Genomic DNA, 24,370 nt, shown 5'->3' with positions numbered 1-24,370 from the left:
ACGGGGGAGAGCTATTTCACGATGCGATCGGCCAGGGTGCCGACGGCCACCACGAAATAGGGGGAGCGATTCCAGTGACGCAGTACCCGGTAATTGTCATAGGCAAGGTAGCTTCGCCCGTGAATATCGTCGGGGCGGATGAGGGAGGCCTGCATGTCGACCGCAGGCAGAGGTGAGCCGTCCTGCTGGCGAACCCCGAGGGCCTGCCAGGTCGCCAGGGACTTGCGGGTATCAAGCCCCAGCAAGGCGGGGTCCAGGCGTTCTGGCACCCTCACCCGCCGTCCCCAGGTCTGGTCTTCACGCCAGCCGTTCTGGCTCAGATAATTGGCAGCCGATCCAAATACATCCGCGAGATTGCCCCAGAGATCCTTCTTGCCGTCCCCGTCCTGATCCACCGCGTATCGCAGGAATGACGAGGGCATGAACTGCACCTGTCCCATGGCCCCCGCCCAGGATCCCTTGAAGTTGGCGGGGTTCACATGTCCCTGCTCCAGAATGCGCAGGGCATCGAACAACTCGCCTTTGAAGAAGGCTTCACGGCGACCGTCCCAGGCCAGGGTCGAGAGAGAAGAGATAAGGGGATAATGGCCGGTTATTTTGCCGAAATTGGTTTCAATTCCCCACAAGGCAACAATAAAGCGGGGTTGAACCCCATATTCCCGGCCTATTTTTGTGAGCAGCGGCAAATGCTGGCGATATAAGGTTTGGGCTTGCTTGACTTTCCATTCCGGCACCGCCCGGGGAATATATGTGTCCAGGGTCAGTTTGAATTCCGGCTGATTTTTGTCGTGCCTGATGGCAGCATCAACAAGATGTACATCCGCAAAGGCCGCACTCACCGTCTCGGGCAACATGCCCGCCGCCAGCGCCTGCTCTTTGAGGCTCGCCACGTACTGGTCAAAATCGGGGCCGGCCTGCACCGGCGATCCCGACAGGGCGCCTGACAACAGCAGTGCCAGCCGCCCCGCCCTCATCGTGCGTCCTTTAATTGCGCCTTGTGCTGCTCCAGCAGGTTTTCCGGTGGCGGTGGCACCTGCAGATAAAAGCCCTGGCTCTTCAGGGCGGCCATCACCCGCTCCGTGGAGGCCAGCCCCAGGGGCTTGGCCGGGTCCAGTTTGGTCATCAGGACCAGTTCGGGACGCCCGAAGGTACTCATCAGCACCTCGGGAACGCGGGAAAAGTCCTCTCTTCGTTCAATAAAGAGATAGGTCTCGGCTTTTTTGCGACTTTTATAGACTGCACACAACATGGAAATTGATATAATCCGACGGGTTTATTGCCTCTGGTGGTGGCAAACTATAACATCAGGAATTGAATAACAATAACGTATTACCGTCTCGGTTCGGGGAAGATTCATGGTTGAACGCGATAACGAATTGAAAGGGACCACCTTCACTATTTCTGTGTTGCATCTCAGCGATGGCAATCCGGCCCGGATCCGACAACTGCTGGAGGCCAAGGTCGCGCAGGCCCCCCAGTTTTTTAATTGTGCCCCCCTCGTCCTCAATGTGGAACGCCTCGAGGCGATCCCCGATTTCGAACAGCTCAGGGAGCTGGTCGAGTCGGAAGACTTCGTGCTGGTCGGGATCACGGGGGCGCGGGACGAGGCGATGAAGACGGCCGCCAAGGCGGCAGGCCTCGCCGTCATGGTGTCAGGCAAGAGCCGCAAGGCAGAGCCTGAACCGACGCCGCCAGTGCCTGAGCCCAAGCCAGTGGAGGCCGCACCGGTTTCTCCGGTGCCAGCGCCCGTGGAGGCAAGCAAGGTCCACGTGGGCCCGGTGCGCTCCGGTCAGCAGATTTATGCGGCCGGCACCTCGCTGGTGGTGCTGGGTTCGGTGAGCCCTGGCGCCGAAGTCATCGCCGATGACAGCATCCATGTTTATGGTGCCCTGCGTGGCCGAGCCATCGCAGGGGCCAAGGGCAATCCCAAGGCCCGCATATATTGCCAGCAATTGCAGGCCGAGCTGCTCTCCATCGCGGGCACCTTCCAGCTCAGCGATGCATTGCCTGCAGGCGTGATACAAGAGCCGGTCCATATCCGGCTCGACAATGAACAACTTCGTATAGACCGAATCAAATAGAGTTACAAGGAAGCGAGAATGGCGCGAATCATAGTCGTTACATCGGGCAAGGGTGGCGTTGGCAAGACGACAACCAGCGCGGCACTGAGCACCGGTCTGGCCCAGCGTGGCCACAAGACCGTGGTCATCGATTTTGACATTGGTCTGAGAAACCTGGACCTCATCATGGGTTGCGAGCGGCGCGTGGTCTATGACTTCGTCAACGTCATCAACGGGGAAGCCAACCTCAACCAGGCCCTCATCAAGGACAAGCGTTGCGAAAACCTGTTCATCCTGCCCGCCTCCCAGACCCGGGACAAGGATGCCCTGACCCGTGAAGGGGTGGAGAAGATCCTGGATCAGCTGGCCGAGATGCAGTTTGACTACATCGTCTGCGACTCCCCCGCCGGTATCGAATCCGGCGCCCTGATGGCGCTCTATTTCGCCGACGAGGCCATCGTCACCACCAACCCGGAAGTCTCTTCCGTGCGTGACTCGGATCGCATCCTCGGTATCTTGGCCTCCAAGTCCCGCCGTGCCGAGCGCGGTGAGGATCCCATCAAGGAGCACCTGCTGCTGACCCGCTACTGCCCGACCCGCGTCAACCGCGGCGACATGCTGAGCGTGCAGGACGTACAGGAGATCCTGGCCATCAAATTGCTCGGGGTGATCCCGGAGTCCCAGGCGGTGCTGCGCGCCTCCAACTCCGGCGAGCCGGTCATTCTGGACAAGGAGTCCGATGCCGGTCAGGCCTACGAGGACGCCGTCGCCCGCCTCTTGGGTGACACCAAGGATTTCCGTTTTCTGGAAGAAGAGAAGAAGGGCTTCTTTAGCCGACTGTTCGGGAGTTAAGCATGTCATTATTGGATTATTTTCGTTCCAACAAGAAACAGAACACCGCACAACTGGCCAAAGAGCGGTTGCAGATCATCGTGGCTCACGAGCGTTCATCCAGAGGGGGGCCGGATTACCTGCCCCAGCTCAAGCAGGACATCCTCGACGTGATCCGCAAATACGTGCAGATCGACCCGGACAAGATCACCGTCCAGCTTGATCAGAAGAGTGACGAGTTGTCGGTGCTGGAGCTCAACATCACCTTCGCCGACGACCAGAAGAAGGGATGAGCTGACGCACCATGCGCGACCCCTTCCCCCAATGAAGACCGGATCCTTTCCCAGGATCCGGTTTTTTAATGCCTGGCGTCCCGGCATCTCGCCAAGGGCATCAGGGCCAGCTAGAATACCGCGCACCCCGAGGCGCTGCCGACGGACTTTCCCTCCCCCCTTATCTGGAACACGGCTTTTATGTCTTTGAATGACGAAATGCACAGCGTCGAGGAACTGCTCGACACCGCCCTCGAACTCTTCATGGAGCTGGCCTCCGACAACCTGCCCGAGCAGGAGATCGTCCGCTTCAATCAGGAGTTCAACGACCGCGGCCTGCTGGCGGAGACCGATCCCGCCGACGACTGGGCGGCCGACGTGGGATTTGAGGTGAGCGACGCCGACTATGCCGAGATCTGGGTCGGCCTTGGCAACGAACAAGAAGAGTACGAGCACCTGTTTGCCCGCATGCTGCTCTCCCGCCGCGTCGACGAGAAGTTCTGCCACATCGAATGGCTGCCCCAATAATTCCGGATCCCGATGATCCTGGCCACTATGACTGGGACGGCGGGCCCGAGCCCGTGAGGCCTTCGCGCAGACGGCGACTGCTGGGCTGGCTCGGCAAGCTGCTGCTGGCCGCCTTTGCGAGCACCATCGTCTCGGTCGCGCTGCTGCGCTTCATCGACCCTCCCATGTGGACCTGGCGCCTCGAACGCGCCCTGTTTCCCCCTGCCAAGATGGCCGAGGTGAAGCACGACTGGGTGCCGCTTGAGCAGATTTCCCGGGAGCTGCAACTGGCGGTGATCGCCGCCGAGGATCAGCGCTTTGCCGAACATCACGGTTTTGACATGGACGCCATCAGCTCGGCCCTCAGGCACAACCAGCAAAGCGGGCGGGTGCGCGGTGCCAGCACCCTCAGCCAGCAGACCGCCAAGAACCTCTTCATGTGGAGCGATCGCAGCTTCCTGCGCAAGGGGATAGAGGCCTGGTTCACCCTGTTGATGGAGCTGGGCTGGGACAAGTCCCGCATTCTCGAGGTGTATCTCAACATCGTGGAGTTCGGACCCGGCATCTATGGCGCCGAGGCGGCCGCCAGGCACTACTTCGGCAAACCGGCGATACGCCTCACCCGCTACGAGGCCTCCCTGCTCGCCGCCGCCCTGCCCAATCCCTGGCGTTATCGGGTCAAGCCCCCCTCACCCTATGTGCAACAGCGCTCGGCCTGGATCCGTCGTCAGATGGGTCAACTCGGGCAAGTCACCCTGAACCGGGTCCACGGCACAGAGTAGCGCCATCCTGCGGATCAGAGGCGGGCCCCAGATGGCCGCCGACGGTTTCCCGATGAAGGGGCAGATAGTGCCACCACCAGGTTTCGCGCCGCCGCTTGATCTGCCTTCTGTACTGTCGTCGCTTCATCTTGCCAGGCCGCCCCGTCACGCCGCCCCTGCTGGCGGCTCTGTTAACCTTATCCCCTGATCCCGCCATTTGACAGCACGGCGTCACCGCCCCCGGGCTGGCTGCCCATCCCAATACTTGTTAAAGTGGCGAACCTGGACGTATCTGGAGTGATTTCATGGAACAACGTAGCCCGGATCAGCTGGTCGAGTGGGCCTATGATCAGTTTCTGGAGCAGGCCGCCGACATGCTGGCACCCGAACAAATCGTCGACATCACCCTCGAGTTCGAGCAACGTGGCGCGGTGGAGGCAACCCTGCCCAATGCCGACTGGTCGACCGAACTCGGCGCGCCGGTGGACATGGCACGTTGGGCCGAGGTCTGGGTCGGCTTGCTGGATCATCAGGACGAGTTCGAGGTGATCTACGCCACCTTCCTCCTCCCACGGGATCAGAGCGAGCACGACGTGCATATCCGCTGGCACCGCCAGCAACAGGCATAAGAAAAGGCGCCCCAGGCGCCTTTTTCGTTTTTTGCGCTGCCCGAGTCAGGGGCGTGCCGAGATGGCCTTGGCCAGACAGCGGCGACACCAGCAGGCGCTGGCATCGCTCATGGGCAACGCGGGAAGCTGGTTGCACCAGCAGCGCTCGATGGGTTCCCCCGCCGACACGGCGCAGAACGCCGGCTCGCCGCAGCCCGGGCAGGCATGAGTGCTCTTCGAGCCATCGAGTTCGGCCATGCGGGCCAGCTGGGCCTCGCTGTCCATGGTGGACCACTGGCCTATCTCGGTCACGGTGCGGCCACAACCGAGGCAGAGCCCCTCTTTGGCCCGGCAGTCACCGATGCAGGGACTCGGCAACTTATTCGTCCCCTGCCGGCGTGTCGGAGCCCACGAGGCGGATGCTGTGCTCCTCGATGACGATCTTGCCCTGCTTGTAGAGGCCGCCGATCGCTTTCTTGAAGGTGCCCTTGCTCATGCTGAACATCTTGTAGATGACGTCAGGCTCGCTCTTGTCTCCCACCGCAAGGCTGCCCCCCTGCTTTTGCAGGCGCAGCAGGATGCGCGCACCAGCGTCATCCATCCGGGCCAGCCCCGGCTTTTGCAGGGTCAGGTCCAGTTTGCCATCTTCGCGCACCTGCTTGACCCAGGCGGTCAGCGGCCGGCCCGTCATCACGCGGCCGAACACCTCGTTCTTGAACAGCATGCCGGCGTACTGGCCATTGACCACGGCCTTGATGCCAAGGGGGGTGTGTTCCCCCGGCAGCACCGTCACCTCGTCACCGCTCTTGAAAGGGGGGTCGATGCGCAGGAAGCGCTCCAGACGGCTGGTACCGACCATGCGCCCTTCGTTGTCCAGCATCAGGTGCACCAGATAGACATGGCCCACCTGCATCGGCTTGTTCTGCTCGCGGCTTGGTACGAAGAGATCCTTCTTCATGCCCCAGTCGAGGAAGGCACCAATCTTGTTGGCATTGACCACCTTGAGACCGACGATGTCCCCCACCATGGCGAAGGGCTTGTCGGTGGTGATCACCGGCTCGCAATCCGCATCCAGATAGAGGAAGACGGACACCTCGCTCTCCTCGGCAACGCCTTCCGGCAACTGGCGCCTGGGCAGCAGCAGCTCGCCGTATTCCCCCGCCGCCAGCCAGGCGCCGCGCTCCTCGATCTCGACGACGGTCAGGGTGTTCATCTTGCCAATCTGTAACATGGTGATCTCTTCTTTCAATATCCGGATGGGCCCATCTCATGGAAGACCCGTCATATAGAGGTGCATCGCCTCCGTCGGATGAGAGAGGACGGGGCCGATTTATGTCATGCAGGCGCGCATGTTACCCCAGAGCGGCAGCAGGACCTAGCCCCTCCCCCCTGTGTCTGACCTCTTTTCCCGCTACCGGGCGGCCAGATTGACGATATTAGCAGCATTCAGTTCCCCCTTTGCTGCAAATAACCCCACTTTTAGGTAGACTTCGCGGCCGTCAAATCCAGAGGAAGCGTCGATGAACCCAGCCACTCGTACCCGTCATCTCAATCATTGACATCCTCCCCCACCTTAGCGCTTCGCGTCACAGGAGGGGGATCCCCATTACTGGGTGATAGCTGCTCGCGCAGTACCGGGTTCCTGCTTCATCGGGCGGCCTGATTGCACCGCGCCTCCACAGGCTAAAACGGCGTGTCCCGCCGCTAAAATATTGCGAGCGCCATTCACATCGGCGTTCGCCTCATAACCACACGCAGCGCATTTAAACTGGCTTTGCGTCTGGCGGTTATCCTTCGCAGTATGCCCACAACAGGCGCACTGCTGGCTCGTGTAGGCCGGGTTTATCGCCAACACCTGACCGCCTCGCCATGCCTGCTTATATTCGAGCTGGCGGCGCAGCTCAAACCAGCCCTGATCTAATATCGAACGATTCAGCCCTGATTTTGCCCGGACGTTGCGCCCCGGCTGGCTGGTCGTGCCCGCTGCTGATTTTGACATGCTGGCAACCTTCAAATCCTCAATGACGATCATCGCGTGGTTTTTGCTGATAGTCGTTGTGACCTTGTGAAGGTAATCGCGGCGGGTATTGGCGATATGTGAATGCAGCCGCTGGATCTTGGCTTTTTGTTTCTTCCAGTTGCTGCTGAACTTGACCTTTTTGCTCAACTGGCGTTGGAGCCTTGCCAGCTTGATCTGATTGGTTTTGAAGCTGTTGACGGGCTCAAACACCGTGCCATCTGACAGGGTTGCGAGCTTGGCGATCCCCACATCTAGCCCGACCATTGAGCCGGAGGGGTGAATTGGCTCAAGCGTCTCCTGCTCGACCTGAAAGGAGATATACCAGTGCCCGGCTGCTTGGCTGACGGTCGCGTTTTTAATTTTCCCTTCAACTGGCTGGGACTGACGGAACTTGACCCACGCCAGCCCGGCAGGCAGCTTCACTCGACCCTTTTCAAGGCGGCAATACTTGTCGAAGTTGACGAACCGGATAGCGTCGCGGTTGTCGCTTTTTTTCTTGAATACGGGTGCCTTGGCGGCGAGTTTCTTATCAAAGCAGCGCATCCACGCGCCATGCAAATCCTTGAGCTTCTGCTGGAGGTTGTCGGTATATGCCTCGGCCAGAAAGGCCATTTCTGGGTCTTTCTTCCAACTGGTGAGCATCCTGTTCAGCTCAAAGGCAGAAGGCAGTTTTTCGCCAGCATCCAGAATGCGTTTGGTTTCTGCCAGCCCGTGATTCCAGACATAACGAGCACAACCGCCCAACTGGCGCAGGCGTTGCGCTTGTTGTTCGGTCGGTTCGAGTCGGAATTTGTAGGCTTTCAGAATTTGCATTTAGCGCTCAGTGTGTAGCATTATTGCCATATCTATTAAGCCCGATTGAGTGACAGAATGCAATTCACTAAAATTAATAAATCACGCCATGCAGCCTACGCTTTGCACGTACATTTGGTGTTTATCACCAAGTATCGAAAGCCGATATTGGGGGATCTGCATCACGCTTCCTTCAGTCAGTGCGCGGCAGAGGTTTGCAGAGATTTTGGTGCGGAACTGAAAGAGTGTGACGGAGAGGCTGATCATGTTCACATGCTGATAGAGTACGCGCCAACGGTACAGCTATCGGTACTGGTGAACTCGTTAAAGGCGGTCACATCAAGGCGACTGCGTAATGAATTTCTGGACTTGAGAGGTGCTTACAGCAAACCCGTACTCTGGTCACGCTCTTACTTTGCGGGCTCTTGCGGCGGAGCACCGTTGGAGGTGATCAAGCAATACATTCAAAACCAGCGGGGCTGACGCCCCGGCGAAATTCCCCTCCCACCTACGTCGGAGGGAGTCCCCTTTCGCATTTAAGATGGATCCAGACCCACAGCCAGCAGGAGATGAGTTACCCCGCCCTGCACGGCTTCCTGTGCGCCCGTCTGGCGGGGCCCGTAGCCCCCGACTGGCAAGATCCGCTGGCCGGCCTGCTGCCTCATGATGCGGCGCTGGACGAGAAGAGTGCCGAGGCGCTGCATCACCTGATCGCCGAGCTGGAAGCCCAGGCCGACGACGCGCAGCTGGCCCTGCCGAGCCAGTGTCGCCTCTCTACCGACAACCCGGAGCAGGTGTTTGACAAGCGCCATCCTCTGGGCCAATGGAGCTATGGCTTCAGTCAGGGGGTAGCCTGCTGGCCGGCGCCGACCGACCTGAACGATCCGGCGACCCGCTATCGCTTCAGCCTGGTGGCCGAGCTCTGCCTGTTTCGCGACAAGCCCATGGCCATGATGCTGCACCAGGCTACGGCCAGCGAGCCCCCCTTCCTCGATTTTTGCAAGCGTCAACGCCAGCAGATGAAGACGGCGCTCAACCTCCTGCTCGGCCAGGATCACTACGAGGCCGAGCCTGAAGAGAGCCCGTCCCTGGACAACGAGCAGACTCGCCAGTGGCAGCAGTGGTTCGAGCTGGCGGCAGAGAGCCGCGATCCCCTCGCTCGCCTTGGCTGGTTCGAGCGCATCATTGCCGATGCCAACCTCCTGTTCGATGAGGCATTCTGGCAAGCCCACGCGGGCCATGGCTGGCAGGTCCCCGAGGCACGCCCTCTGATCGCGGCCAGGGCCGGTCGAGCCGATTGCCTGCTGCGACTTGGGCAGCTTGGGCAGGCACGGGATGAGTACCTGGCCCTGCTCGCCCTCTGTCGCGCCGACGAGCCCGCTTGCCGCCACCCCCTCTCCACCCTCTATGCCTGGCAAGGGGAATGGGATGCCCTGCAACAACTGCTGGTGCGCTTTGATGAAGCCTCCTGCTGGCTGCTTTACAACAAGGCCTTGATGAGCTTTGTCTGCGAAGGGGAAGCGGCGGCGCGCCCTCATCTGGCGGCGGCAATGGAGGTCAATCCCCATGTGCCCGCCACTTTGCTGGGCCAGCGCCGCTTGCCCAAGCAGGAGCCTCGCCGCTGGCAGGGAGGCAGCCGTGACGAGGCGGCGCTCTACGCCTTGCAGAGTCGCGAGGCCTGGCTGACCCACAACGCCTTGATATGGCTGCGAAAGAGTGCGGGCAAGCAGGCCAGTTGAGACCCCAATTGCCGATTCGATGACAGAACACGTGCGCAAACGCACATTTTTCTGGTGACTGGTCAGACAAATGCCCCTGTGTTACGTATCATCAAGGCCAAAGTATCAAGAGAAACTGCACCCGATGCAGCCGCCACAGCAGGATGTCATATGTCGAAGATCATTGAGCTGCTCGCGCACTACCCTCCTTATCAGCTGGTTCACGCCGCTGAGATGGTGCGCGATACCTTTGAACAGTTTTATCAGCAGCGGTACCAACTCACCGTGCCCCAGTGGCGCCTGATGATGGTGCTCGGCCCCCACTACCCCATCAGCCAGAAGGAGCTGGTGGAGGCGAGCGGCATGGACAAGGTACGGATCTCCCGCGAGATCCATCGTCTGGTGGAGAAAGGCATCCTGTTCACCGAGAACAGCGTGCAGGACAAGCGCATCAGCCTGGTCTCCTTCACCCCGGCGGGGCTCACCTTGTTCCAGCAGCTCAAGACGGAGGCGGGAAGCTGGCAGCACACTCTCACCGACTATCTGCCGGCCGAGGCGCGCCAGAGCATTCGCCTGCACCTGCAGAGCGTCAGCGATGCCATCGAACAACTTCACCTGCTGGACAACGAGCAACCCTCATGAAGCTGAACAACTTTGCCACCATGGATGTCAACATGCTGCTGAGCCTGGTCAACATGCAGTTGCGTGATCACTACGAGGATCTCGATGATCTCTGCCGGGCGCAGGATCTCGATCAAGAGGCCCTGGTTGCCAGGCTGGCCAGTGGCGATTTTCACTATCAGGAAGATCAGAAGCAGTTCAGATAGGGATCCGGATCACAACCCGACCCATGCCGCTGGCTCCGTCGGCAAAAGCTGCTAAGGTGGTGGCTACCCGGTCCGTTGATGTTCGCAAGAGGTATGGATACATCTTGTTGTCACAGACCGCGGTTAGCCTCTTGTTCACCACCCGCAGCCAAGGATGACCCATGATGCGCCTCATTCGACCAACCAGCCTGATCACCCTCTGCACATTGCTGGTGATCAGCCTCTTCCTCCCCCAGGTCCCCAACAGCGCCGAGCAGTGGCTCACCACCCTGCTGCTGGCCTCCCTCGTGGCGGTCTTTCTGATGGTCGGCAGCGGCTGCCGCCACTTCCTGCGCGAATAACGACGCCAGAGCGCGATGACTGCCCAAAAACAACAACGCAGCCCGAGGGCTGCGTTGTTGTTTCAGGATACTGGGGAGGCCCCGAGTCGCATCAGTAAGCCAGGGTTTCCAGCTGCTCCTTGGCCTGCTCGATCCCCTTGGCTTGCGCCTCCGGCCCCATGCCCATGCCTTCGGCATAGATGAAGTCCACTTCGGTGATGCCGATGAAGCCCAGCACGGTACGCATGTAGGGGGTCACCAGGTCGGTGGCATTGCCCACGTGCATGCCGCCACGGGGGCTGACCACCAGGGCGCGGGTGTTCTCCACCAGGCCGACCGGACCGGTCTCGGTGTAACGGAAGGTCACGCCGGCACGGGCCACCAGATCGATCCAGTTTTTCAGCTGGGTCGGGATGTTGAAGTTGTACATGGGGGCCGCGATGATCACCAGATCGCTCGCCTTGAGCTCGGCGACCAGCTCGTCGGACTGGGCCAGCACCGCTTGCTGACGCTCGTTCAGGTTCTCGCCACCACGCAGGCCCATGGCCAGCTCGCCGTCCAGCACCGGCAGGTTCAGGGTCGCCAGATCGCGTACCTGGATGGTGTCACCCTGGCGCTCGGCCAGGTAGCCGTCGATCAGGGCGTTGGATTGGGAATACTGGCCCAGGATGCTGGACTTCAGAACGAGGATATTGGCCATGGTGAAACTCCATTTGATTGTCAATTGAACAGCCAGGCTGTCGATGGAGGTCACTATAAAGACTGGCATTAAAGCCTGATAGCGAAAATAGATGCTCAAGTCATTCAAAAAATTTGATGTCTGTGCATTTCCTCGGCGGAGAGGGGCTCATCAAACTCCGCACCCTTGGCATGACAAACGATTGCCGTTATGATCTGCCGCACTTTTTGTACGTGATCCGGATCTCATGACCTCCTCCCGCAGGCACTCCCCCTTTGCCGGCGCCGTCTGGATGATGGTGGCAGGCCTCTGCTTCGCCGCCGTCAACAGCCTGAGCCAGTATGTCAGCTTCACGCTCGGCCTCCCCTCGACCCAGGTCGCCTTTCACCAATATCTGATCGCCCTGGTCTGCCTGCTGCCCTGGCTGGTGCGCCACGGTCTGCGCCAGTCCCTGATGACGAACCAGCTGCGCCTGCACCTGCTGCGGGTCGCCCTTGCGGTGACCGGCATCCAGTTCTGGCTCTGGGCACTGGCGGTCCCCGTCCCCATCTGGCAGGGGATCGCGCTCTTGATGACCTCCCCCCTGTTTGCCACCCTGGGATCAGCCCTCTTTCTCAAAGAGCAAGTGAGCCGGGCCCGCATTCTCGCGACCCTGGCGGGGTTTGTGGGCGCCATGCTGATCCTGGCTCCCTGGACCGACGACTTCACCCTGGCCTCCCTGCTGCCGGTGGCGGCCGCCCTCTTCTGGGCAGGCTACTCCTTGCTGGTGCGCTATCAGGCGGCCAGCGAGTCGTCCCACACCATCGTCGTCTACCTGCTCGTCTTCAGCACCCCGTTCAACGCCATGCTGGCGATCCCTGAATGGCAGTGGCCGAGCGAAACCCAGTGGCTGCTGGTGGCCGCCTCGGGCGTACTGTCGGCACTGGCCCAGATGTCCATCGCCCGCGCCTACAGCGTGGCAGAGGCCTCCTTCGTGCAACCTTTTGATTTTGCCAAGCTGCCCATGAACGTGCTGGCCGGCTGGCTGGTATTTGGCTGGGCGCCCCCCGGTCGCTTGTGGCTGGGGGCGGCCATCATCATCGGCGCCATCACCCTGCTCACCCATCTGGAGCAGCGCGCCCACCCACCCACTTCCTGAGGTACGCCATGCGTGCCTCTTTTTTTGCTCACCCGGATCAGCCCTGCTGACCACCGACCTCAGGAGAGATCAGATGTTTGGAACCGCCACCCGCCCCACTGCGACCCGCGCCCTGCTGCTGGGATCAGGCGAACTCGGCAAGGAGGTCGCCATCGAGCTGCAGCGGCTCGGTATCGAGGTGATCGCCGCCGACCGCTATGCCAACGCCCCCGCCATGCAGGTGGCCCACCAGGCCCGCGTGCTGGACATGCTGGATGGTGCCGCCCTGCGCGCCCTGGTGGCCGAGGTCAAGCCCGACCTCATCATCCCCGAGATTGAAGCCATCGCCACCGATACCCTGGCCGCCCTCGAGCAGGAAGGTGTCAAGGTGGTGCCCAATGCCCGCGCCACCGAGCTCACCATGAACCGGGAGGGGATCCGTCGCCTCGCCGCCGAAACCCTGGGGCTGCCCACCTCTGCCTACCGCTTTGCCCAGAGCAAGGAGGAGTTTGTGGCCGCCGTCGAGGCCATCGGCCTCCCCTGCGTGGTCAAACCGGTGATGAGCTCCTCCGGCAAGGGGCAGAGCCTGCTGCGCGATCTCGCCAGGCTGGATGAAAGCTGGACCTATGCCCAGGAGGGGGGCCGTGCCGGTCGTGGCAAGGTGATTGTCGAAGGCTTCGTTCCTTTCGAGTACGAGATCACCCTGCTCACGGTGCGCGCCGTCGATGGCATCCACTTCTGCGAGCCTATCGGCCATCGTCAGGAGGATGGCGACTACCGCGAATCCTGGCAGCCCCAGGCCATGAGCGAGCTGGCCCTGGCCCGCTCCAAGGAGGTGGCGGCCAAGGTGGTCGAAGCTCTTGGCGGCTATGGTCTGTTCGGGGTCGAGCTCTTCATCAGGGGCGACGAGGTGTGGTTCAGCGAAGTATCCCCCCGCCCCCACGACACCGGCATGGTGACCCTGATCTCCCAGGATCTCTCCGAGTTCGCCCTGCACGTGCGCGCCATCCTGGGGCTGCCCGTCGGCACCATCACCCAGTACGGCCCGAGCGCCTCTGCCGTGGTGCTGCGGGAAGGCCACAGCCAGGATATCCGCTATCAGGGGATTGGCGAGGCACTGGCCCTGGTGCCCGGAGCCCAGTTGCGTCTCTTTGGCAAGCCGGAGATCGCCGGTCGTCGTCGCCTCGGGGTGGCGCTCGCCCGTGGGCAGGATTGCCAGGAAGCCGTGGAGCAGGCCAAAACGGTGGCAGCCCGGGTCGAGGTACTCTTCTAGGCAATCCGCTTTACCACGCAAAAACAAACGTTTATCTGCGTGATCCGGCGCAAGGGGCAGGTGACTGCCCCTTTCCCATTGAAGCACCGGGCTTATAATCCCCCCTTCACCTATGTCAGGAGTACAAGATGTTAACTGCCGTGATCTTCGATATGGATGGTGTTCTGATCGACTCGGAACCCTTCTGGCAACGGGCACAGATGGCCGTCTTCGCCGAACTGGGCCACTTCCACACCGAGGAGGACTGCAACTCCACCATAGGGGTGCGCATCGATCAGCTGGTGGCCCACTGGTACCGGATCCGCCCCTGGAGCAGCCCCAGCCAGGAAGAGGTAGTACAGCGCATCCTGGATCAGGTGATCGCGCTCATCCTGCAAGAGGGGCAGCCCAAGGCCGGGGTGCTGGAAGCCCTCGACCTCATCGAGGCCCAAGGGCTCAAGATCGGGCTCGCCACCTCCTCCCCGTTTGCCATGGTCGAGGCGGTGCTCGGCAAACTCGGCATCCAGGACCGTTTCATGGCGGTCCACTCCGCCGAGGTGGAGCGCTTTGGCAAACCCCACCCGGATGTCTATATCCACGCCGCCGAGAAGCTCGGCGTCGAGCCTGTGCACTGTCTCGCCATCGAGGACAGCTTCACCGGCCTGCTGGCAGCCAAGGCAGCCTCCATGACGGCGCTGATCGTGCCGGACCCGGCGCTGGTCGGCGATCCCCGTCTGGCCATCGCCAACCACGAGCTGCGCTCTCTTGCCGAGCTGAACGCAGAGATGCTGGCCGGCTGGGTCAAGTAGGCAACACTGACTGACCTCCTGCCTCCCTTGAGCCCGCTCATAAACGTGCGCTTGCTCGCGGTTGCGCCGCCTTGTGGCGACTAGAATCAGCAGGAGCACAGAGACGGCCCACGGGCCCGAGGAGGTCACCATGATCGAGTACACCAGCAAGCGTATCGTCTGCCCCCACTGCGGCCACCACACCCGGGTCGAGCTGGATGCCAGCCAGGGGGATCAGGAGTTCTACGAGGATTGCATGGCCTGCTGCAACCCCATCCACCTGCGGCTGCACCGGGATGAAGCCCGCGACTGCCTGCAACTCTTCGTGGATGCCGACGACGAGCAGCTGTTCTGAATTCCCCTGTCCAGACACAGACAAAAACAAACGGGACCCTGTGGGTCCCGTTTGTTCTGGTGCCATCGTCAGGCTGGATCACGCCTCCCTCAAGCACGCCGCCTTCGCCGACGTCATGGTCGGAACAAACTCCACCACCTGATAATCGGCCGCCTCTGCCTGCTTGAAGGGATCCTCTGCCAGCATCGCCTCCAAGGCGTCTCGGCTCACGCCCTGCGCCAGTATGACGCCCCCGACTCGGGGTACCCGACGCCCGGACGCCAGAAAATGGCCTGCGGCATATTGCCGCTCCAGCCACGCAATGTGGGCCGGGATCAGGGCATCGATCTCCGCCAGCGGTTTCACATAGGTCAATGTCACGACAAACATAGAGAAGTCTCCAAGGCTCTGGGGCGGCGCCTCTTCCACAAGAGGGCGCCTTTCCCGTGATGCCGCCCTCCTCTTCGAACCCTGGGGGCAGCGCTCAGGTGGTTACTGGCGCGCCGCCAGCACCCGCTCCACCGTGTCGACGATGGCCTGGGTCTGGGGGTCAATCTCGATGTTGGTCTGCCAGCCGGCCTTGACCCAGCCCAGGTTGGTCCGGGCCAGGGTCTCGGGGATCAGGTTGACGCAGAACTCCCTGGCGCGTACCTCGCCCACGGTGAGGCTGATGCCGTCGATGCCGATGTAGCCCTTGGTCAGCACGTACTTCATGAGCGCAGGATCGAGGCGATACCACACCTGGCGGTTGTTGGGGGTGTCGATGACCGAGGTCACCTCGGCCGTCCCCATGATGTGGCCGGACATGGCATGGCCGCCAATCTCGTCCCCAAAGCGGGCGGCCCGCTCCACGTTGACCTTGTCACCCACCACCAGTTGCCCAAGGTTGGTGAGGCGCAGAGTCTCTTGCATCAGATCGAAGCTGACCAGATCCCCCTCCACCCGGGTGACGGTCAGGCAGCAGCCGTTGTGGGCCACCGAGGCCCCCAGGGCCAGCCCCTCGCCCCAGGCCGGGCTCGGCATGCGGATCACGTGGGTGCGAAAATTGGGCAGTGAATCGATGGCCACCAGTTCGGCGGTCCCTTGTACGATGCCGGTGAACATGAGTCTCTCCAGGCTGTGAAAATTGTCGGCAGGTTACCCCCGGCCACCTTGCAAGACAAGGGTGCCGGCTGACAAGGAGAAGCGCGATCGCTATAGTGACCCCAATCAATCCAGACTGAACGAGGAAACAAAAATGCAGGTATATCAATGCTGTGAAGCCATTCGCATCGCCTACAACCAGATTGGCTCCGGCGAGCAGGGTTATGTGCCCCAGGCCATCGCCGCCAGCATACGGGCGCTTAACGCCGTGGCCTCCGACGAGCGGGTACCGGCGGATCTGCGCGAGCAGGCGGCCTATGCCGCGGCCAACCTGCTGATCAGCGATCACGAAGACGCCTGATCCCGGCTACAAATCTGCCGCCGACCTTCCCCGTTGGCGGTTTTTCAGGCTAGAATGACACCCCCGCATTTTGTCTCCTCAGGACGAGGAGGCAAAAGCCCATCTCTCTTGCCCGCTCTTTCTCTTTTATCTGATCCACTCGGAGGTGTCAGTGCAACGTTATTGGTCCGAGGCGAAGCAGCTCGTTCGTCTAGCCAGCCCCATTCTGGTCGCCCAGGTGGCCCAGATCGCCATGAACTTCGTCGATACCGTGATGGCGGGACAGGTGAGCGCCGTGGATCTTGCCGCCGTGTCGGTGGCGTCCAGCTTCTGGTTGCCGATCATCTTGCTGGTGCAGGGCATCATCATGGCCCTCACCCCCATCGTTTCCCAGCTCAACGGCGCCCGCAAGCAGGACGAGGTGCGCCCCGCCGTGCACCAGGGCTTCTGGCTCGCCCTCATCGTCACGCCCATCGCCATGGTGGCACTCTACTTCAGCCCCCTGGCACTGCAATTCATGGACGTGGATCCCGTCATGGCGGCCAAGACTGCCGGCTACCTGCACGCCATCCTGTGGGGCCTGCCCGCCTTCGTGATGTTCCAGGTGCTGCGCAACTTCAGTGAGGGGCTCTCCCACACCATGCCGACCATGGTGATCGGTTTCGTGGGGCTCGCGGTCAACATCCCCGCCAACTACATCTTCATTCACGGCCACTTCGGCATGCCGAAACTCGGCGGCGTCGGCTGCGGCGTGGCCACTGCCATCGTGCTCTGGGCCATGCTGCTGGCGATGATCGTCTATGTGAAGTGCTCTGCCCACTTCAAGCGCATCAACCTGTTCGCCCAACTGGCACGCCCCAACGGCAGCCGGATCTGGCGCCTGTTCCGCCTGGGGTTTCCCATCGCCATGGCCATCTTCTGCGAGGTGACCCTGTTTACCGTGGTGGCCCTGATGCTGGCACCCTTCGGCGCGGAGACGGTGGCGAGTCACCAGATTGCGCTCAACTTCTCCAGCCTGGTCTTCATGCTGCCCCTGTCCATTGGTGTCGGCGTGACCATCCGGGTCGGTCACAACATAGGGGAAGGTCAACCGGATCAGGCCAGGGTCGCCGCCCGCACCGGCCTGATGCTGGGCATGGGAGTCGCCGCCGCAACCGCCGCCCTCACCGTGCTGCTGCGCGACCCCATCGCGGGGATCTACACCGACGACCTGCAGGTGATCGGCCTCGCCGCCACCCTGCTCTTCTTCGCCGCCATCTACCAGATCTCCGATTCTGTACAGGTGGTGGCCGCGGCGGCCCTGCGCGGTTACAAGGATACCCAGGCCATCTTCTACGTCACCATCGTCGCCTATTGGGGGCTGGGTCTGCCCACCGGCATGATCCTGGGGCTGACCGACTGGGTGGTACCGCGCATGGGCCCGCAGGGCTTCTGGATAGGCTTCATCGTCGGTCTCACCTCCGCCGCCCTGATGCTGGGCGCACGGCTGCGCGTCATCTACGGCCGCTTCGCCAGCCCCGCAGCCTGCACCGCCCTCTCCCGGGCGCAATAGGGCGCGGCCAGGGGCACGGGGAGCCGCACTTTTGGGGCGGCTCGCCTGTAAAATCAACAGGCTGCACAAGAACTGGGCAAACAGTCTCCTTTGTGCATGTCCCTTGTTGACAGCCTTGGGGGCCATGGGTAGTATGCCGACCACGCCAGCAGTGCTGGCGGGATAAAACGGGTTTTCAACCCGGTTTATGAAGTGGGTTTATAGCTCAGTTGGTTAGAGCACTACCTTGACATGGTAGGGGTCGTTGGTTCGAATCCAATTAAACCCACCACTTTTCGTGATGCGTCCTTAGCTCAGCTGGTTAGAGCACCACCTTGACATGGTGGGGGTCGGTGGTTCGAATCCACTAGGACGCACCATCACGAAACCCTGTTATGCGTCCTTAGCTCAGCTGGTTAGAGCACCACCTTGACATGGTGGGGGTCGGTGGTTCGAATCCACTAGGACGCACCATAACAGTTTGAATAAATTGCAGATATGAATTTGATGTGGGTCTAAAGCTCAGTCGGTTAGAACAGTACTTTGACATGGCGTAGGCAATGTCGTTGGTTCGAATCCGGTTGAACACAGATGTGGGTTTATAGCTCAGTTGGTTAGAGCACTACCTTGACATGGTAGGGGTCGTTGGTTCGAATCCAATTAAACCCACCACTCCCCTGCAATGACACACAAAGTCGCCTTGCGCACCCTGCGTCCTTAGCTCAGCTGGTTAGAGCATCACCTTGACATGGTGGGGGTCGGTGGTTCGAATCCACTAGGACGCACCAGATTTGAAAAGCCCGCTTGATAGCGGGCTTTTTGCATTGGTCGGCTCTGACATCCGCTCTCCCCCGTCATCTGCCTCCTGTCCCCTCTGGCCCACGGGCCGCCATTGTCGTGCCATGGCCGCCGCGTTTACCTCGCTTCGTCAGAAGAGATCGAGCTGCTGGCCGCAGATCCGCTCGAACGACTCCCCCACAAAGGGAAGGATGGCGTCGGCGATGGGCCTGAGCTGCTTGTCGATGTAGTGCTCGTAGTCGACGGCGCTGCGCCGGTACTCCAAAGGCTCGGGGCCGTTCAGGGTCATCAGGTAGGCGATGGTGCCCCTGTGCTGATAACGCTGGGGCAGGCCGCGGCGCAGATTCTCCTCATCCGCCAGGCGCGCCGCCCGCACATGGGGCGGCACGTTCTTCTGATACTCCTCGAGTTTCTGGCGCAGCCGCTTGCGGTAGATGAGCAGATCGTCGTGACGGCCGGCCCGGGTCTCGTCCACCATGGTGCGCACATAACTGCTGGGATCCTGGTCGTGGAACACCATTTCGTAGAGCCGGGTCTGGAATGCCTTGGCAAGGGGTGTCCAGTCGGTGCGCACCGTCTCCAGCCCCTTGAACACCAGGTGCTCCCCTTCCCCTTCGCCCACCAGTCCCGCATAGCGTTTCTTGCTCCCCTTCTCCAGCCCGCGAATGGTGGGCATCAGGAAACGGCGGTAGTGGGTCTCGTACTGGATCTCCAGATGGCTCGGCAGGTCGAACTCCCGCCTTATCAGCGCGGCCCAGTTGTCGTTGATCATCTTCGCCAGTCGCTGGCCAATCTCGTCCGCCTGTTCGAGACGGATATCGCTCCCCAGGTGCACGAAGGTGGAGTCGGTGTCCCCATAGATCACCTCGAACCCTTCTGCCTCTATCCACTCCCGGGTCTGCTGCATGATGCCGTGGCCCCGCAAGGTGATGGAGGAGGCGAGCCTCGGGTCATAGAAGCGGCAGCCCCCCGACCCCAGCACCCCGTAGAAGGAGTTCATGATGATCTTGATGGCCTGGGAGAGGGCCTTGTTACTGGCGGCCTTGGCCCGATCCCGCGCCGCCCAGAGGGTGGCGATGAGATCCGGCAGGAAGTGGCGGGTTCGGGAGAACAGGGCGCCGCGAAAGCCTGGAATGGCGTTATCCGGGTGTTTGAGCCCCTCCACCAGCCCCATGGGGTCGATGCAGAAGGTGCGGATGATGCTGGGATAGAGGCTCTTGAAGTCGAGCACCAGCACGTGGCGATAGAGCCCCGGCTTGGAGTCCATCACATAGCCGCCGGGGCTTGCGAGCCCGCCGTCTGCCGGCAGGTTGGGCGCCACATAGCCACCGCGGTGCAGCCGTGGCAGATAGAGGTTGGTGAACGCCGCCACCGACCCGCCCACCCGGTCGAGCTCAAGACCGGTGAGGGAGGCGCGCTCGATGGCGAAGGGGATGAGGTGGCAGAAATCGAAGATCTCCCACACCAGCCTGCAATCTTCCAGGTTGTAGCGGGCCAGCGCCTCCTTGTCGGAGTGGAACAGCTCGGTGATCTTCTCCCCCCGGTTGGCCACGTCCTCGATGTCCTTGCCCCGCCCGAGCAGCTCGCTCGCCACCGCATCCAGGCTGTAGCTCGGGAACTGCCAGGTGGCGCTCTTGAGGGTATCGATGCCGTCCAGCACCATGCGCCCCGGGATGATGACGTTGCCGCTCTGGGGGTCGTTTCGGGACGAGCGCCAGAAGCAGAGCTCCCGCCCGCGCCCGAGCCGCAGCCGCCGCTTGTGGAGTTCGGCGCGGCGCAGCAGCAGGCGAAAGTCGAAATTCACCACGTTCCAGCCGATGACGAGATCGGGATCGTGCAGGCTGAACCAGCCCTCCAGGGCACCGAGCAGGGCTGGCTCGTCCGCCACCCACTCGACGGGGGTCTCCCAGTCCTGCGAGTCCGGCTCCGGGGCACCAATCATGATGACCCGCGCGTCCTCTTCGCTATGAAGCCCCACCGAGAAGAGAGTGCCATCCATGGCGCACTCCACGTCCAGGGAGACCCAGGAGAGGGTCGGCGTCACCGCCTGCGGCGCACAGCGCGCCTCGTTTACCTCCCAGTAACCCTGCCTGCCCCCCTTTCGCCTCGCCTTGCCGTCAAAGCGCATCCCGGCGGTGATGAAGCGCTCCATGAGAAAGCGCTCGGGCAGGCGGATATCCGCCTCGAAGTGCTCCAATCCGCGGATGAGCAGCAGCTCGATGGCGCGGTGGAAGGCGCTCAGGGTGGCAAAGTAGCAGCCCACCACCCGGCTCCCCTCGAAGGTGTGCATGGGGAGGCGGCGAAAACGCCCCCTCACCCCGGCCCCCTTGAAAAGCTCTGCCGCCTCCTCCAGGTGGCGTTCCGGGAGGAAGAAGACCGGCTCCTGCCCCGGCACCACCACCCGTACCGGTCCCTGTGCGCTCCAGAGCCACATCACGATCTCGGTACGCCCCTGCACATCCCGACCATGGCGGGTCAGGATGAAGCCGTCGAGCGGCGGGGTCACGGGAGGGAGGGGCTGGATGTCGGTCATGCAGGTGGTCGGGCTCAAGAGTGGGATGGGACTATTGTACGTTCATACAGTACCCGGCTGCAATTGCCGGGCTGGGCCCTCAGGGCAGGCGCTGTGCCCCGTCTTTGCCATCCGGCGCCGGATTGGGGCATAGTAACCTCGGCATCACTCACAGGCACCGGGCGAGACGGCATGTCCAACTTCCGGCAGACGCTGCGGCCTGCGCGCGCCAACCTTTTCCTCGACAAGGAGCACCCCATGACACAACAGTGGCAACGCATTGCCTCCCGCCTCACCGATGTGGGCGGCATCCCGGTGGCTCGCGCCATCCCGGTCAAGGAGCGGCGCACCATCGGGCCCTGGTGTTTTCTCGATCATATCGGCCCGACCCGCTTTGCCCCCGGCGCCCCCGGCATGGATGTGGGGCCCCACCCCCACATCGCCCTGCAGACCTTCACCTGGATGCTGGAGGGGGAGATCCTCCACCGGGACAGCCTGGGCAGCAAGCAGGTGATCCGTCCGGGCCAGGTGAACCTGATGACCGCAGGACGGGGCATCGCCCACACGGAGGAGTCGGTCCCGAACCAGCCCGATCTGCACGCCGCCCAGCTCTGGATAGCCCTGCCAGAGGCGGATCAGCATACCCCGCCCCGCTTCGATCACTACCCGACGCTCCCCCGCTGGCAGCAAGGGGAGATCACCCTCACTCTGCTCATCGGCGAGCACGGCAGCCGGCGCGCCCCCACCCTGCACTTCTCCCCCATTCTGGGGCTGGATCTGCACGCCCCCGAGGGAGGCGAGATCACCCTTCCCCTGGATCCCGCCTTCGAGCACGGCCTCTTTCCCCTCGCGGGGGAGACCATCGTCGCAGGGGAGGCCCTGGCCCCGGAGCAGCTGCTCTACCTGCCCCCCGGCAACCGGGAGGTGGCGCTGACCCTGCGCCCGGGCGCCCGGCTGCTGCTCATCGGCGGCGAGCCCCTGCCCAAACCGCTGCAGATCTGGTGGAACTTCGTGAGCGTCGACAAGGAGGCCATTCGCACCGCCGCCGCCGACTGGGAGAGCGGTCATCCGCGCTTTGGCGAGGTGACGGGTTACCAGGGGCCCCGTCTCAAGGCGCCACCCCTGACCGGGCTCTGAGCCAGGGTCCAAAACAAAAGAGCGCCCATGGCGCTCTTTTTGATTGGAATGAAGGCCCGTCAGGACTCCTCTTCCTGCTCCGCCTGCAACCTGGCCCGGCGGGCCATGGCCTCCTCCTGGGCACTCTCTATCTCGTGCAGCACGCCATCCAGATCGATGGCCTCCCGGCTCTCTTCGAACAGGCCGGTGAGCTCGGTCTCGGGGCCCAGCTTGCCATCCTCGAACAAGGACCACATCTCCCGGGCATACCGGGTCTTGAGCAGCTCGGGGGCATACATGCCGTAGTAGTTGCGCATGTTGTCGACATCCCGCTCCAGCATGGCCCTGGCCTGGTTGTTGGCGGCGGCATCCACCACCTGGGGCAGGTCGATGATGACGGGCCCCTCTTCGTCCACCAGCACGTTGAACTCCGAGAGATCCCCGTGAATGAGCCCGGCGCAGAGCATGCGCACCACGTAGCGGATCACCTTGCCATGATCCACCAGAGCCTGCTCACGGGTCAGGGCCACGTCGTTGAGACGGGGAGCGACGTTGCCGTCGGCGTCGGTGATGAGCTCCATCAGCAGCACGCCATCGAGGCAGACATAGGGCCTGGGCACCCGCACCCCGGCCGCCGCCAGCTTGAACAGGGCATCCACCTCGGTGTTCTGCCACACCTCTTCGTGCTGCTTGCGACCGTACTTGGAGCCCTTCTCCATGGCGCGGGCATCGCGGCTGCTGCGTACCCGCCGCCCTTCCTGATAGACCACGGCCTGCTTGAAGCTGCGCTTTGACGCCTCTTTGTAGACCTTGGCGCAGCGGATCTCGTCGCCGCAGCGCACCACATAGACGTCGGCCTCTTTGCCGCTCATCAGCCGGCTGATGACATCGTCCACCAGGCCGTCATCAACCAGAGGTTGGATTCGATTTGGAATTTTCATGACCGCCCTTTTACCCTATTTGCACCTTGTTTGCACCTGTTTGCTGGTGGCCTGCCACCCCTGTCAGAAACGGCCCGCAAGGGGGCCGTGTCGATCAAGGTTCCGGTGGCAGCCCCTGGCGGATGCGGCGGATCCCCGCCTCGTAGAGACCGTCCTCGCCCTGATCGTGCTCCTGGGTTTCGAAGATCTTGAGAAACCACATGTACTGCTCGGGGAAGCGGCCAAGCTGCTGCTCCACCATGCGGTTCATCTGGTTGACGTCCGCCACCAGATCCGCGGTGGGATAAGGATCGAACGGCGCCTCGATCTCCAGCCGGTAGCACCCCTCGTCCTCGTCGTAGCAGGCCAGAATGGGCACGGCGCGGGCACCGGTCAGCTTCACCAGCTTGGGCAGGGCCGGCAGGGTCGCCTTGGGGTGGTTGAAGAAGGGCACGAAGAGGCTCGCCTCCCGGCCGTGATCCTGATCCGGCAGATAGAAAAAGCTGTCGCCGCTGCGCAGGGCCTTGATGGCGGGCTTGATGCCGACGCTGCGCTCGTAGATACGCCCACCCTTGCTGCGCTCGCGGTTGATGTACCAGTCGAACACCGCATCCTTGGGGCTTTTCATCATGGTGCACATCTTGATCCCCTGGAGGGGGAAGTAGCGGCCAATCATGTCCACCGCCCAGGTGTGGGGCACCACGAAGATCATGGGGCGACCGGCTGCCCGCTCCGCCTCCACGTGCTCCCAGCCGCTCACCTTGACGCGCCCCTTGAGGAAGTCGGGGCTGCGCCAGGTCAGCTCGCCAAAGCCCAGGAAGGTCTTGAGCCCCACCCGGATGGATTTCAGCAGCAGGGCCTGACGGCCCGCCTCGTCGAGATGGGGGAAGCAGATCTTGAGGTTGGTGTCGGCGATGTAGGCCTGCTTCCTGGAGACGCGCAGCAGCAGGGGGGCCAGGTAGTCGGCCAGCTTGTCCCGTGCCCTTGCCGGCACCCAGGCCAGCAGGGAGAGCAGAGCGACGGCCAGCCAGCTGCCCCACAGACGGGGGTGCAGCAGGCGCGGATGAAAAGAGGTGTCAAACACCGGATCTTGTGCGGACATGGTCGCCATCGAATCATCAAAACAGAGCGTCATTTTAGTGATCCTGACAACTTTTTCTACCCTGCCCTGCACAGCGCCCCCG

29 protein-coding genes and 5 tRNA genes are annotated in these 24,370 nt (G+C 62.1%); 23 read left to right on the top strand and 11 right to left on the bottom strand.

Features of this window, described 5'->3' with window-relative positions:
- Positions 1–11 precede the first annotated feature (11 nt).
- Both C2U37_RS19295 and C2U37_RS19290 read right to left on the bottom strand, forming a co-directional pair.
- A complete protein-coding gene (locus tag C2U37_RS19295) occupies positions 12–974 on the bottom strand; it encodes a lytic murein transglycosylase (protein WP_010674650.1) in 963 nt (320 codons plus the stop codon).
- Positions 971–1,249 (bottom strand): YcgL domain-containing protein, encoded by a 279-nt coding sequence (locus C2U37_RS19290; protein ID WP_039039102.1) that lies wholly within the window; start codon positions 1,247–1,249, stop codon positions 971–973. Before C2U37_RS19290 ends, C2U37_RS19295 begins: the two co-directional genes overlap by 4 nt.
- 106 nt (positions 1,250–1,355) lie before the next feature.
- On the opposite strand from C2U37_RS19290, the gene minC reads away from it, so the two are divergent.
- The 6 genes from minC to C2U37_RS19255 all read left to right on the top strand — a co-directional run bounded on the left by minC (position 1,356) and on the right by C2U37_RS19255 (position 5,060).
- Positions 1,356–2,081 carry a septum site-determining protein MinC gene (gene minC, locus C2U37_RS19285; protein WP_104452903.1) on the top strand — a complete coding sequence of 242 codons (726 nt, stop codon included), beginning with the start codon at positions 1,356–1,358 and terminating at the stop codon, positions 2,079–2,081.
- Between the two features lie 18 nt (positions 2,082–2,099).
- A complete protein-coding gene (gene minD / locus C2U37_RS19280; protein ID WP_010674647.1) occupies positions 2,100–2,912 on the top strand; it encodes a septum site-determining protein MinD in 813 nt (270 codons plus the stop codon).
- A 2-nt stretch (positions 2,913–2,914) separates the two neighbouring features.
- A complete protein-coding gene (gene minE, locus C2U37_RS19275) occupies positions 2,915–3,184 on the top strand; it encodes a cell division topological specificity factor MinE (RefSeq protein ID WP_010674646.1) in 270 nt (89 codons plus the stop codon).
- A gap of 180 nt (positions 3,185–3,364) precedes the next feature.
- Positions 3,365–3,691, top strand: coding sequence for an HI1450 family dsDNA-mimic protein (locus tag C2U37_RS19270; RefSeq protein ID WP_029314491.1), 327 nt, complete (start codon positions 3,365–3,367; stop codon positions 3,689–3,691).
- A gap of 53 nt (positions 3,692–3,744) precedes the next feature.
- Positions 3,745–4,452, top strand: a complete 708-nt coding sequence (gene mtgA / locus C2U37_RS19265; RefSeq protein WP_029314490.1) for a monofunctional biosynthetic peptidoglycan transglycosylase — start codon at positions 3,745–3,747, stop codon at positions 4,450–4,452.
- Positions 4,453–4,736: 284 nt separating this feature from the next.
- Positions 4,737–5,060, top strand: coding sequence for an HI1450 family dsDNA-mimic protein (locus C2U37_RS19255; RefSeq protein ID WP_104452902.1), 324 nt, complete (start codon positions 4,737–4,739; stop codon positions 5,058–5,060).
- Between the two features lie 45 nt (positions 5,061–5,105).
- Here C2U37_RS19255 and C2U37_RS19250 read toward each other — a convergent pair whose 3' ends face one another.
- The 3 genes from C2U37_RS19250 to C2U37_RS19240 form a co-directional block, all read right to left on the bottom strand.
- Entirely contained in the window at positions 5,106–5,417 is a 312-nt protein-coding gene (locus C2U37_RS19250) for a DUF1289 domain-containing protein (protein WP_010674642.1), read from the bottom strand.
- 1 nt (position 5,418) lies between these two features.
- On the bottom strand, positions 5,419–6,288 hold the full coding sequence (locus C2U37_RS19245; protein WP_010674641.1) for a CvfB family protein: 870 nt from the start codon (positions 6,286–6,288) through the stop codon (positions 5,419–5,421).
- 357 nt (positions 6,289–6,645) lie between these two features.
- Positions 6,646–7,872 carry an RNA-guided endonuclease InsQ/TnpB family protein gene (locus C2U37_RS19240; protein ID WP_041211384.1) on the bottom strand — a complete coding sequence of 409 codons (1,227 nt, stop codon included), beginning with the start codon at positions 7,870–7,872 and terminating at the stop codon, positions 6,646–6,648.
- Positions 7,873–7,929: 57 nt separating this feature from the next.
- Here C2U37_RS19240 and tnpA point away from each other — a divergent pair, with 57 nt between their 5' ends.
- The 5 genes from tnpA to C2U37_RS19215 all read left to right on the top strand — a co-directional run bounded on the left by tnpA (position 7,930) and on the right by C2U37_RS19215 (position 10,737).
- Positions 7,930–8,334, top strand: a complete 405-nt coding sequence (tnpA, locus tag C2U37_RS19235) for an IS200/IS605-like element ISAs26 family transposase (protein WP_041211383.1) — start codon at positions 7,930–7,932, stop codon at positions 8,332–8,334.
- 86 nt (positions 8,335–8,420) lie between these two features.
- Positions 8,421–9,590, top strand: a complete 1,170-nt coding sequence (locus tag C2U37_RS19230) for a UPF0149 family protein (protein ID WP_010674640.1) — start codon at positions 8,421–8,423, stop codon at positions 9,588–9,590.
- Positions 9,591–9,740: 150 nt separating this feature from the next.
- Positions 9,741–10,211 (top strand): MarR family winged helix-turn-helix transcriptional regulator, encoded by a 471-nt coding sequence (locus C2U37_RS19225; RefSeq protein ID WP_010674639.1) that lies wholly within the window; start codon positions 9,741–9,743, stop codon positions 10,209–10,211.
- Positions 10,208–10,396, top strand: coding sequence for a DUF4250 domain-containing protein (locus tag C2U37_RS19220; protein WP_010674638.1), 189 nt, complete (start codon positions 10,208–10,210; stop codon positions 10,394–10,396). The genes C2U37_RS19225 and C2U37_RS19220 overlap by 4 nt, the downstream gene beginning before the upstream one ends.
- Positions 10,397–10,557: 161 nt before the next feature.
- Positions 10,558–10,737: a hypothetical protein gene (locus C2U37_RS19215; protein ID WP_010674636.1), complete on the top strand. Its 180-nt coding sequence runs from the start codon at positions 10,558–10,560 to the stop codon at positions 10,735–10,737.
- Positions 10,738–10,828: 91 nt separating this feature from the next.
- On the opposite strand, the gene C2U37_RS19210 is transcribed toward C2U37_RS19215, so the two are convergent.
- Positions 10,829–11,416, bottom strand: coding sequence for an FMN-dependent NADH-azoreductase (locus tag C2U37_RS19210; protein ID WP_010674635.1), 588 nt, complete (start codon positions 11,414–11,416; stop codon positions 10,829–10,831).
- 226 nt (positions 11,417–11,642) lie between these two features.
- On the opposite strand from C2U37_RS19210, the gene C2U37_RS19205 reads away from it, so the two are divergent.
- The 4 genes from C2U37_RS19205 to C2U37_RS19190 all read left to right on the top strand — a co-directional run bounded on the left by C2U37_RS19205 (position 11,643) and on the right by C2U37_RS19190 (position 14,907).
- Positions 11,643–12,533, top strand: coding sequence for a DMT family transporter (locus C2U37_RS19205; RefSeq protein WP_041211382.1), 891 nt, complete (start codon positions 11,643–11,645; stop codon positions 12,531–12,533).
- Positions 12,534–12,606: 73 nt separating this feature from the next.
- The gene (gene purT / locus C2U37_RS19200; RefSeq protein WP_104452901.1) at positions 12,607–13,785 is read left to right on the top strand and encodes a formate-dependent phosphoribosylglycinamide formyltransferase; all 1,179 of its coding nucleotides are present in this window, start codon (positions 12,607–12,609) and stop codon (positions 13,783–13,785) included.
- 128 nt (positions 13,786–13,913) lie between these two features.
- The gene (gene hxpB, locus C2U37_RS19195; RefSeq protein WP_010674632.1) at positions 13,914–14,573 is read left to right on the top strand and encodes a hexitol phosphatase HxpB; all 660 of its coding nucleotides are present in this window, start codon (positions 13,914–13,916) and stop codon (positions 14,571–14,573) included.
- A 130-nt stretch (positions 14,574–14,703) separates the two neighbouring features.
- Entirely contained in the window at positions 14,704–14,907 is a 204-nt protein-coding gene (locus tag C2U37_RS19190) for a CPXCG motif-containing cysteine-rich protein (RefSeq protein WP_005336871.1), read from the top strand.
- Positions 14,908–14,985: 78 nt separating this feature from the next.
- Here C2U37_RS19190 and C2U37_RS19185 read toward each other — a convergent pair whose 3' ends face one another.
- Positions 14,986–15,276, bottom strand: coding sequence for a YciI family protein (locus tag C2U37_RS19185; protein ID WP_029314482.1), 291 nt, complete (start codon positions 15,274–15,276; stop codon positions 14,986–14,988).
- A 102-nt stretch (positions 15,277–15,378) separates the two neighbouring features.
- Positions 15,379–15,990 carry a riboflavin synthase gene (locus C2U37_RS19180; RefSeq protein WP_010674630.1) on the bottom strand — a complete coding sequence of 204 codons (612 nt, stop codon included), beginning with the start codon at positions 15,988–15,990 and terminating at the stop codon, positions 15,379–15,381.
- Positions 15,991–16,123: 133 nt separating this feature from the next.
- On the opposite strand from C2U37_RS19180, the gene C2U37_RS19175 reads away from it, so the two are divergent.
- From C2U37_RS19175 to C2U37_RS19145, 7 genes are all read left to right on the top strand, one after another.
- The gene (locus tag C2U37_RS19175) at positions 16,124–16,330 is read left to right on the top strand and encodes a YaeP family protein (protein ID WP_010674629.1); all 207 of its coding nucleotides are present in this window, start codon (positions 16,124–16,126) and stop codon (positions 16,328–16,330) included.
- Positions 16,331–16,481: 151 nt separating this feature from the next.
- Complete coding sequence (locus C2U37_RS19170; RefSeq protein WP_029314480.1) at positions 16,482–17,861, top strand: MATE family efflux transporter; 1,380 nt, start codon at positions 16,482–16,484, stop codon at positions 17,859–17,861.
- 194 nt (positions 17,862–18,055) lie between these two features.
- Positions 18,056–18,132 (top strand) — tRNA-Val (locus tag C2U37_RS19165).
- An 11-nt stretch (positions 18,133–18,143) separates the two neighbouring features.
- Positions 18,144–18,220 (top strand) — tRNA-Val (locus tag C2U37_RS19160).
- 17 nt (positions 18,221–18,237) lie between these two features.
- Positions 18,238–18,314: transfer RNA gene (locus C2U37_RS19155), tRNA-Val, on the top strand.
- Positions 18,315–18,435: 121 nt separating this feature from the next.
- Positions 18,436–18,512: transfer RNA gene (locus C2U37_RS19150), tRNA-Val, on the top strand.
- 39 nt (positions 18,513–18,551) lie between these two features.
- Positions 18,552–18,628: transfer RNA gene (locus C2U37_RS19145), tRNA-Val, on the top strand.
- 140 nt (positions 18,629–18,768) lie between these two features.
- Here C2U37_RS19145 and C2U37_RS19140 read toward each other — a convergent pair.
- On the bottom strand, positions 18,769–21,171 hold the full coding sequence (locus C2U37_RS19140; RefSeq protein WP_039039090.1) for a DNA polymerase II: 2,403 nt from the start codon (positions 21,169–21,171) through the stop codon (positions 18,769–18,771).
- A 237-nt stretch (positions 21,172–21,408) separates the two neighbouring features.
- On the opposite strand from C2U37_RS19140, the gene C2U37_RS19135 reads away from it, so the two are divergent.
- Positions 21,409–22,287, top strand: a complete 879-nt coding sequence (locus C2U37_RS19135; RefSeq protein WP_010674626.1) for a pirin family protein — start codon at positions 21,409–21,411, stop codon at positions 22,285–22,287.
- Positions 22,288–22,346: 59 nt separating this feature from the next.
- On the opposite strand, the gene C2U37_RS19130 is transcribed toward C2U37_RS19135, so the two are convergent.
- Positions 22,347–23,207 carry a PA4780 family RIO1-like protein kinase gene (locus tag C2U37_RS19130; protein WP_029314478.1) on the bottom strand — a complete coding sequence of 287 codons (861 nt, stop codon included), beginning with the start codon at positions 23,205–23,207 and terminating at the stop codon, positions 22,347–22,349.
- A gap of 94 nt (positions 23,208–23,301) precedes the next feature.
- On the bottom strand, positions 23,302–24,297 hold the full coding sequence (locus tag C2U37_RS19125) for an LpxL/LpxP family acyltransferase (RefSeq protein WP_029314477.1): 996 nt from the start codon (positions 24,295–24,297) through the stop codon (positions 23,302–23,304).
- Between the last annotated feature and the right edge of the window lie 73 nt (positions 24,298–24,370).

It is taken from the genome of Aeromonas sp. ASNIH1 (genome assembly GCF_002934285.1).
GTDB classification, from domain to species: domain Bacteria; phylum Pseudomonadota; class Gammaproteobacteria; order Enterobacterales; family Aeromonadaceae; genus Aeromonas; species Aeromonas caviae.
Note: the sequence above shows the minus strand (reverse complement) of the source record. Positions and strands in the feature narration are given on the sequence as shown.

What these genes read in the sequence shown, in the direction of transcription:
- C2U37_RS19180 (WP_010674630.1), bottom strand. Translation starts at nt 15,990, where the DNA reads ATGTTCACCGGCATCGTACAAGGGACCGCCGAACTGGTGGCCATCGAT.
- minC (WP_104452903.1), top strand. Translation starts at nt 1,356, where the DNA reads ATGGTTGAACGCGATAACGAATTGAAAGGGACCACCTTCACTATTTCT.
- C2U37_RS19230 (WP_010674640.1), top strand. Translation starts at nt 8,421, where the DNA reads ATGAGTTACCCCGCCCTGCACGGCTTCCTGTGCGCCCGTCTGGCGGGG.
- C2U37_RS19220 (WP_010674638.1), top strand. Translation starts at nt 10,208, where the DNA reads ATGAAGCTGAACAACTTTGCCACCATGGATGTCAACATGCTGCTGAGC.
- C2U37_RS19205 (WP_041211382.1), top strand. Translation starts at nt 11,643, where the DNA reads ATGACCTCCTCCCGCAGGCACTCCCCCTTTGCCGGCGCCGTCTGGATG.
- C2U37_RS19140 (WP_039039090.1), bottom strand. Translation starts at nt 21,171, where the DNA reads ATGACCGACATCCAGCCCCTCCCTCCCGTGACCCCGCCGCTCGACGGC.
- C2U37_RS19225 (WP_010674639.1), top strand. Translation starts at nt 9,741, where the DNA reads ATGTCGAAGATCATTGAGCTGCTCGCGCACTACCCTCCTTATCAGCTG.
- minE (WP_010674646.1), top strand. Translation starts at nt 2,915, where the DNA reads ATGTCATTATTGGATTATTTTCGTTCCAACAAGAAACAGAACACCGCA.
- C2U37_RS19130 (WP_029314478.1), bottom strand. Translation starts at nt 23,207, where the DNA reads ATGAAAATTCCAAATCGAATCCAACCTCTGGTTGATGACGGCCTGGTG.
- minD (WP_010674647.1), top strand. Translation starts at nt 2,100, where the DNA reads ATGGCGCGAATCATAGTCGTTACATCGGGCAAGGGTGGCGTTGGCAAG.
- C2U37_RS19125 (WP_029314477.1), bottom strand. Translation starts at nt 24,297, where the DNA reads ATGGCGACCATGTCCGCACAAGATCCGGTGTTTGACACCTCTTTTCAT.
- C2U37_RS19290 (WP_039039102.1), bottom strand. Translation starts at nt 1,249, where the DNA reads ATGTTGTGTGCAGTCTATAAAAGTCGCAAAAAAGCCGAGACCTATCTC.
- C2U37_RS19190 (WP_005336871.1), top strand. Translation starts at nt 14,704, where the DNA reads ATGATCGAGTACACCAGCAAGCGTATCGTCTGCCCCCACTGCGGCCAC.
- C2U37_RS19270 (WP_029314491.1), top strand. Translation starts at nt 3,365, where the DNA reads ATGTCTTTGAATGACGAAATGCACAGCGTCGAGGAACTGCTCGACACC.
- purT (WP_104452901.1), top strand. Translation starts at nt 12,607, where the DNA reads ATGTTTGGAACCGCCACCCGCCCCACTGCGACCCGCGCCCTGCTGCTG.
- C2U37_RS19255 (WP_104452902.1), top strand. Translation starts at nt 4,737, where the DNA reads ATGGAACAACGTAGCCCGGATCAGCTGGTCGAGTGGGCCTATGATCAG.
- tnpA (WP_041211383.1), top strand. Translation starts at nt 7,930, where the DNA reads ATGCAATTCACTAAAATTAATAAATCACGCCATGCAGCCTACGCTTTG.
- C2U37_RS19215 (WP_010674636.1), top strand. Translation starts at nt 10,558, where the DNA reads ATGATGCGCCTCATTCGACCAACCAGCCTGATCACCCTCTGCACATTG.
- C2U37_RS19240 (WP_041211384.1), bottom strand. Translation starts at nt 7,872, where the DNA reads ATGCAAATTCTGAAAGCCTACAAATTCCGACTCGAACCGACCGAACAA.
- hxpB (WP_010674632.1), top strand. Translation starts at nt 13,914, where the DNA reads ATGTTAACTGCCGTGATCTTCGATATGGATGGTGTTCTGATCGACTCG.
- C2U37_RS19210 (WP_010674635.1), bottom strand. Translation starts at nt 11,416, where the DNA reads ATGGCCAATATCCTCGTTCTGAAGTCCAGCATCCTGGGCCAGTATTCC.
- C2U37_RS19185 (WP_029314482.1), bottom strand. Translation starts at nt 15,276, where the DNA reads ATGTTTGTCGTGACATTGACCTATGTGAAACCGCTGGCGGAGATCGAT.
- C2U37_RS19295 (WP_010674650.1), bottom strand. Translation starts at nt 974, where the DNA reads ATGAGGGCGGGGCGGCTGGCACTGCTGTTGTCAGGCGCCCTGTCGGGA.
- C2U37_RS19135 (WP_010674626.1), top strand. Translation starts at nt 21,409, where the DNA reads ATGACACAACAGTGGCAACGCATTGCCTCCCGCCTCACCGATGTGGGC.
- C2U37_RS19175 (WP_010674629.1), top strand. Translation starts at nt 16,124, where the DNA reads ATGCAGGTATATCAATGCTGTGAAGCCATTCGCATCGCCTACAACCAG.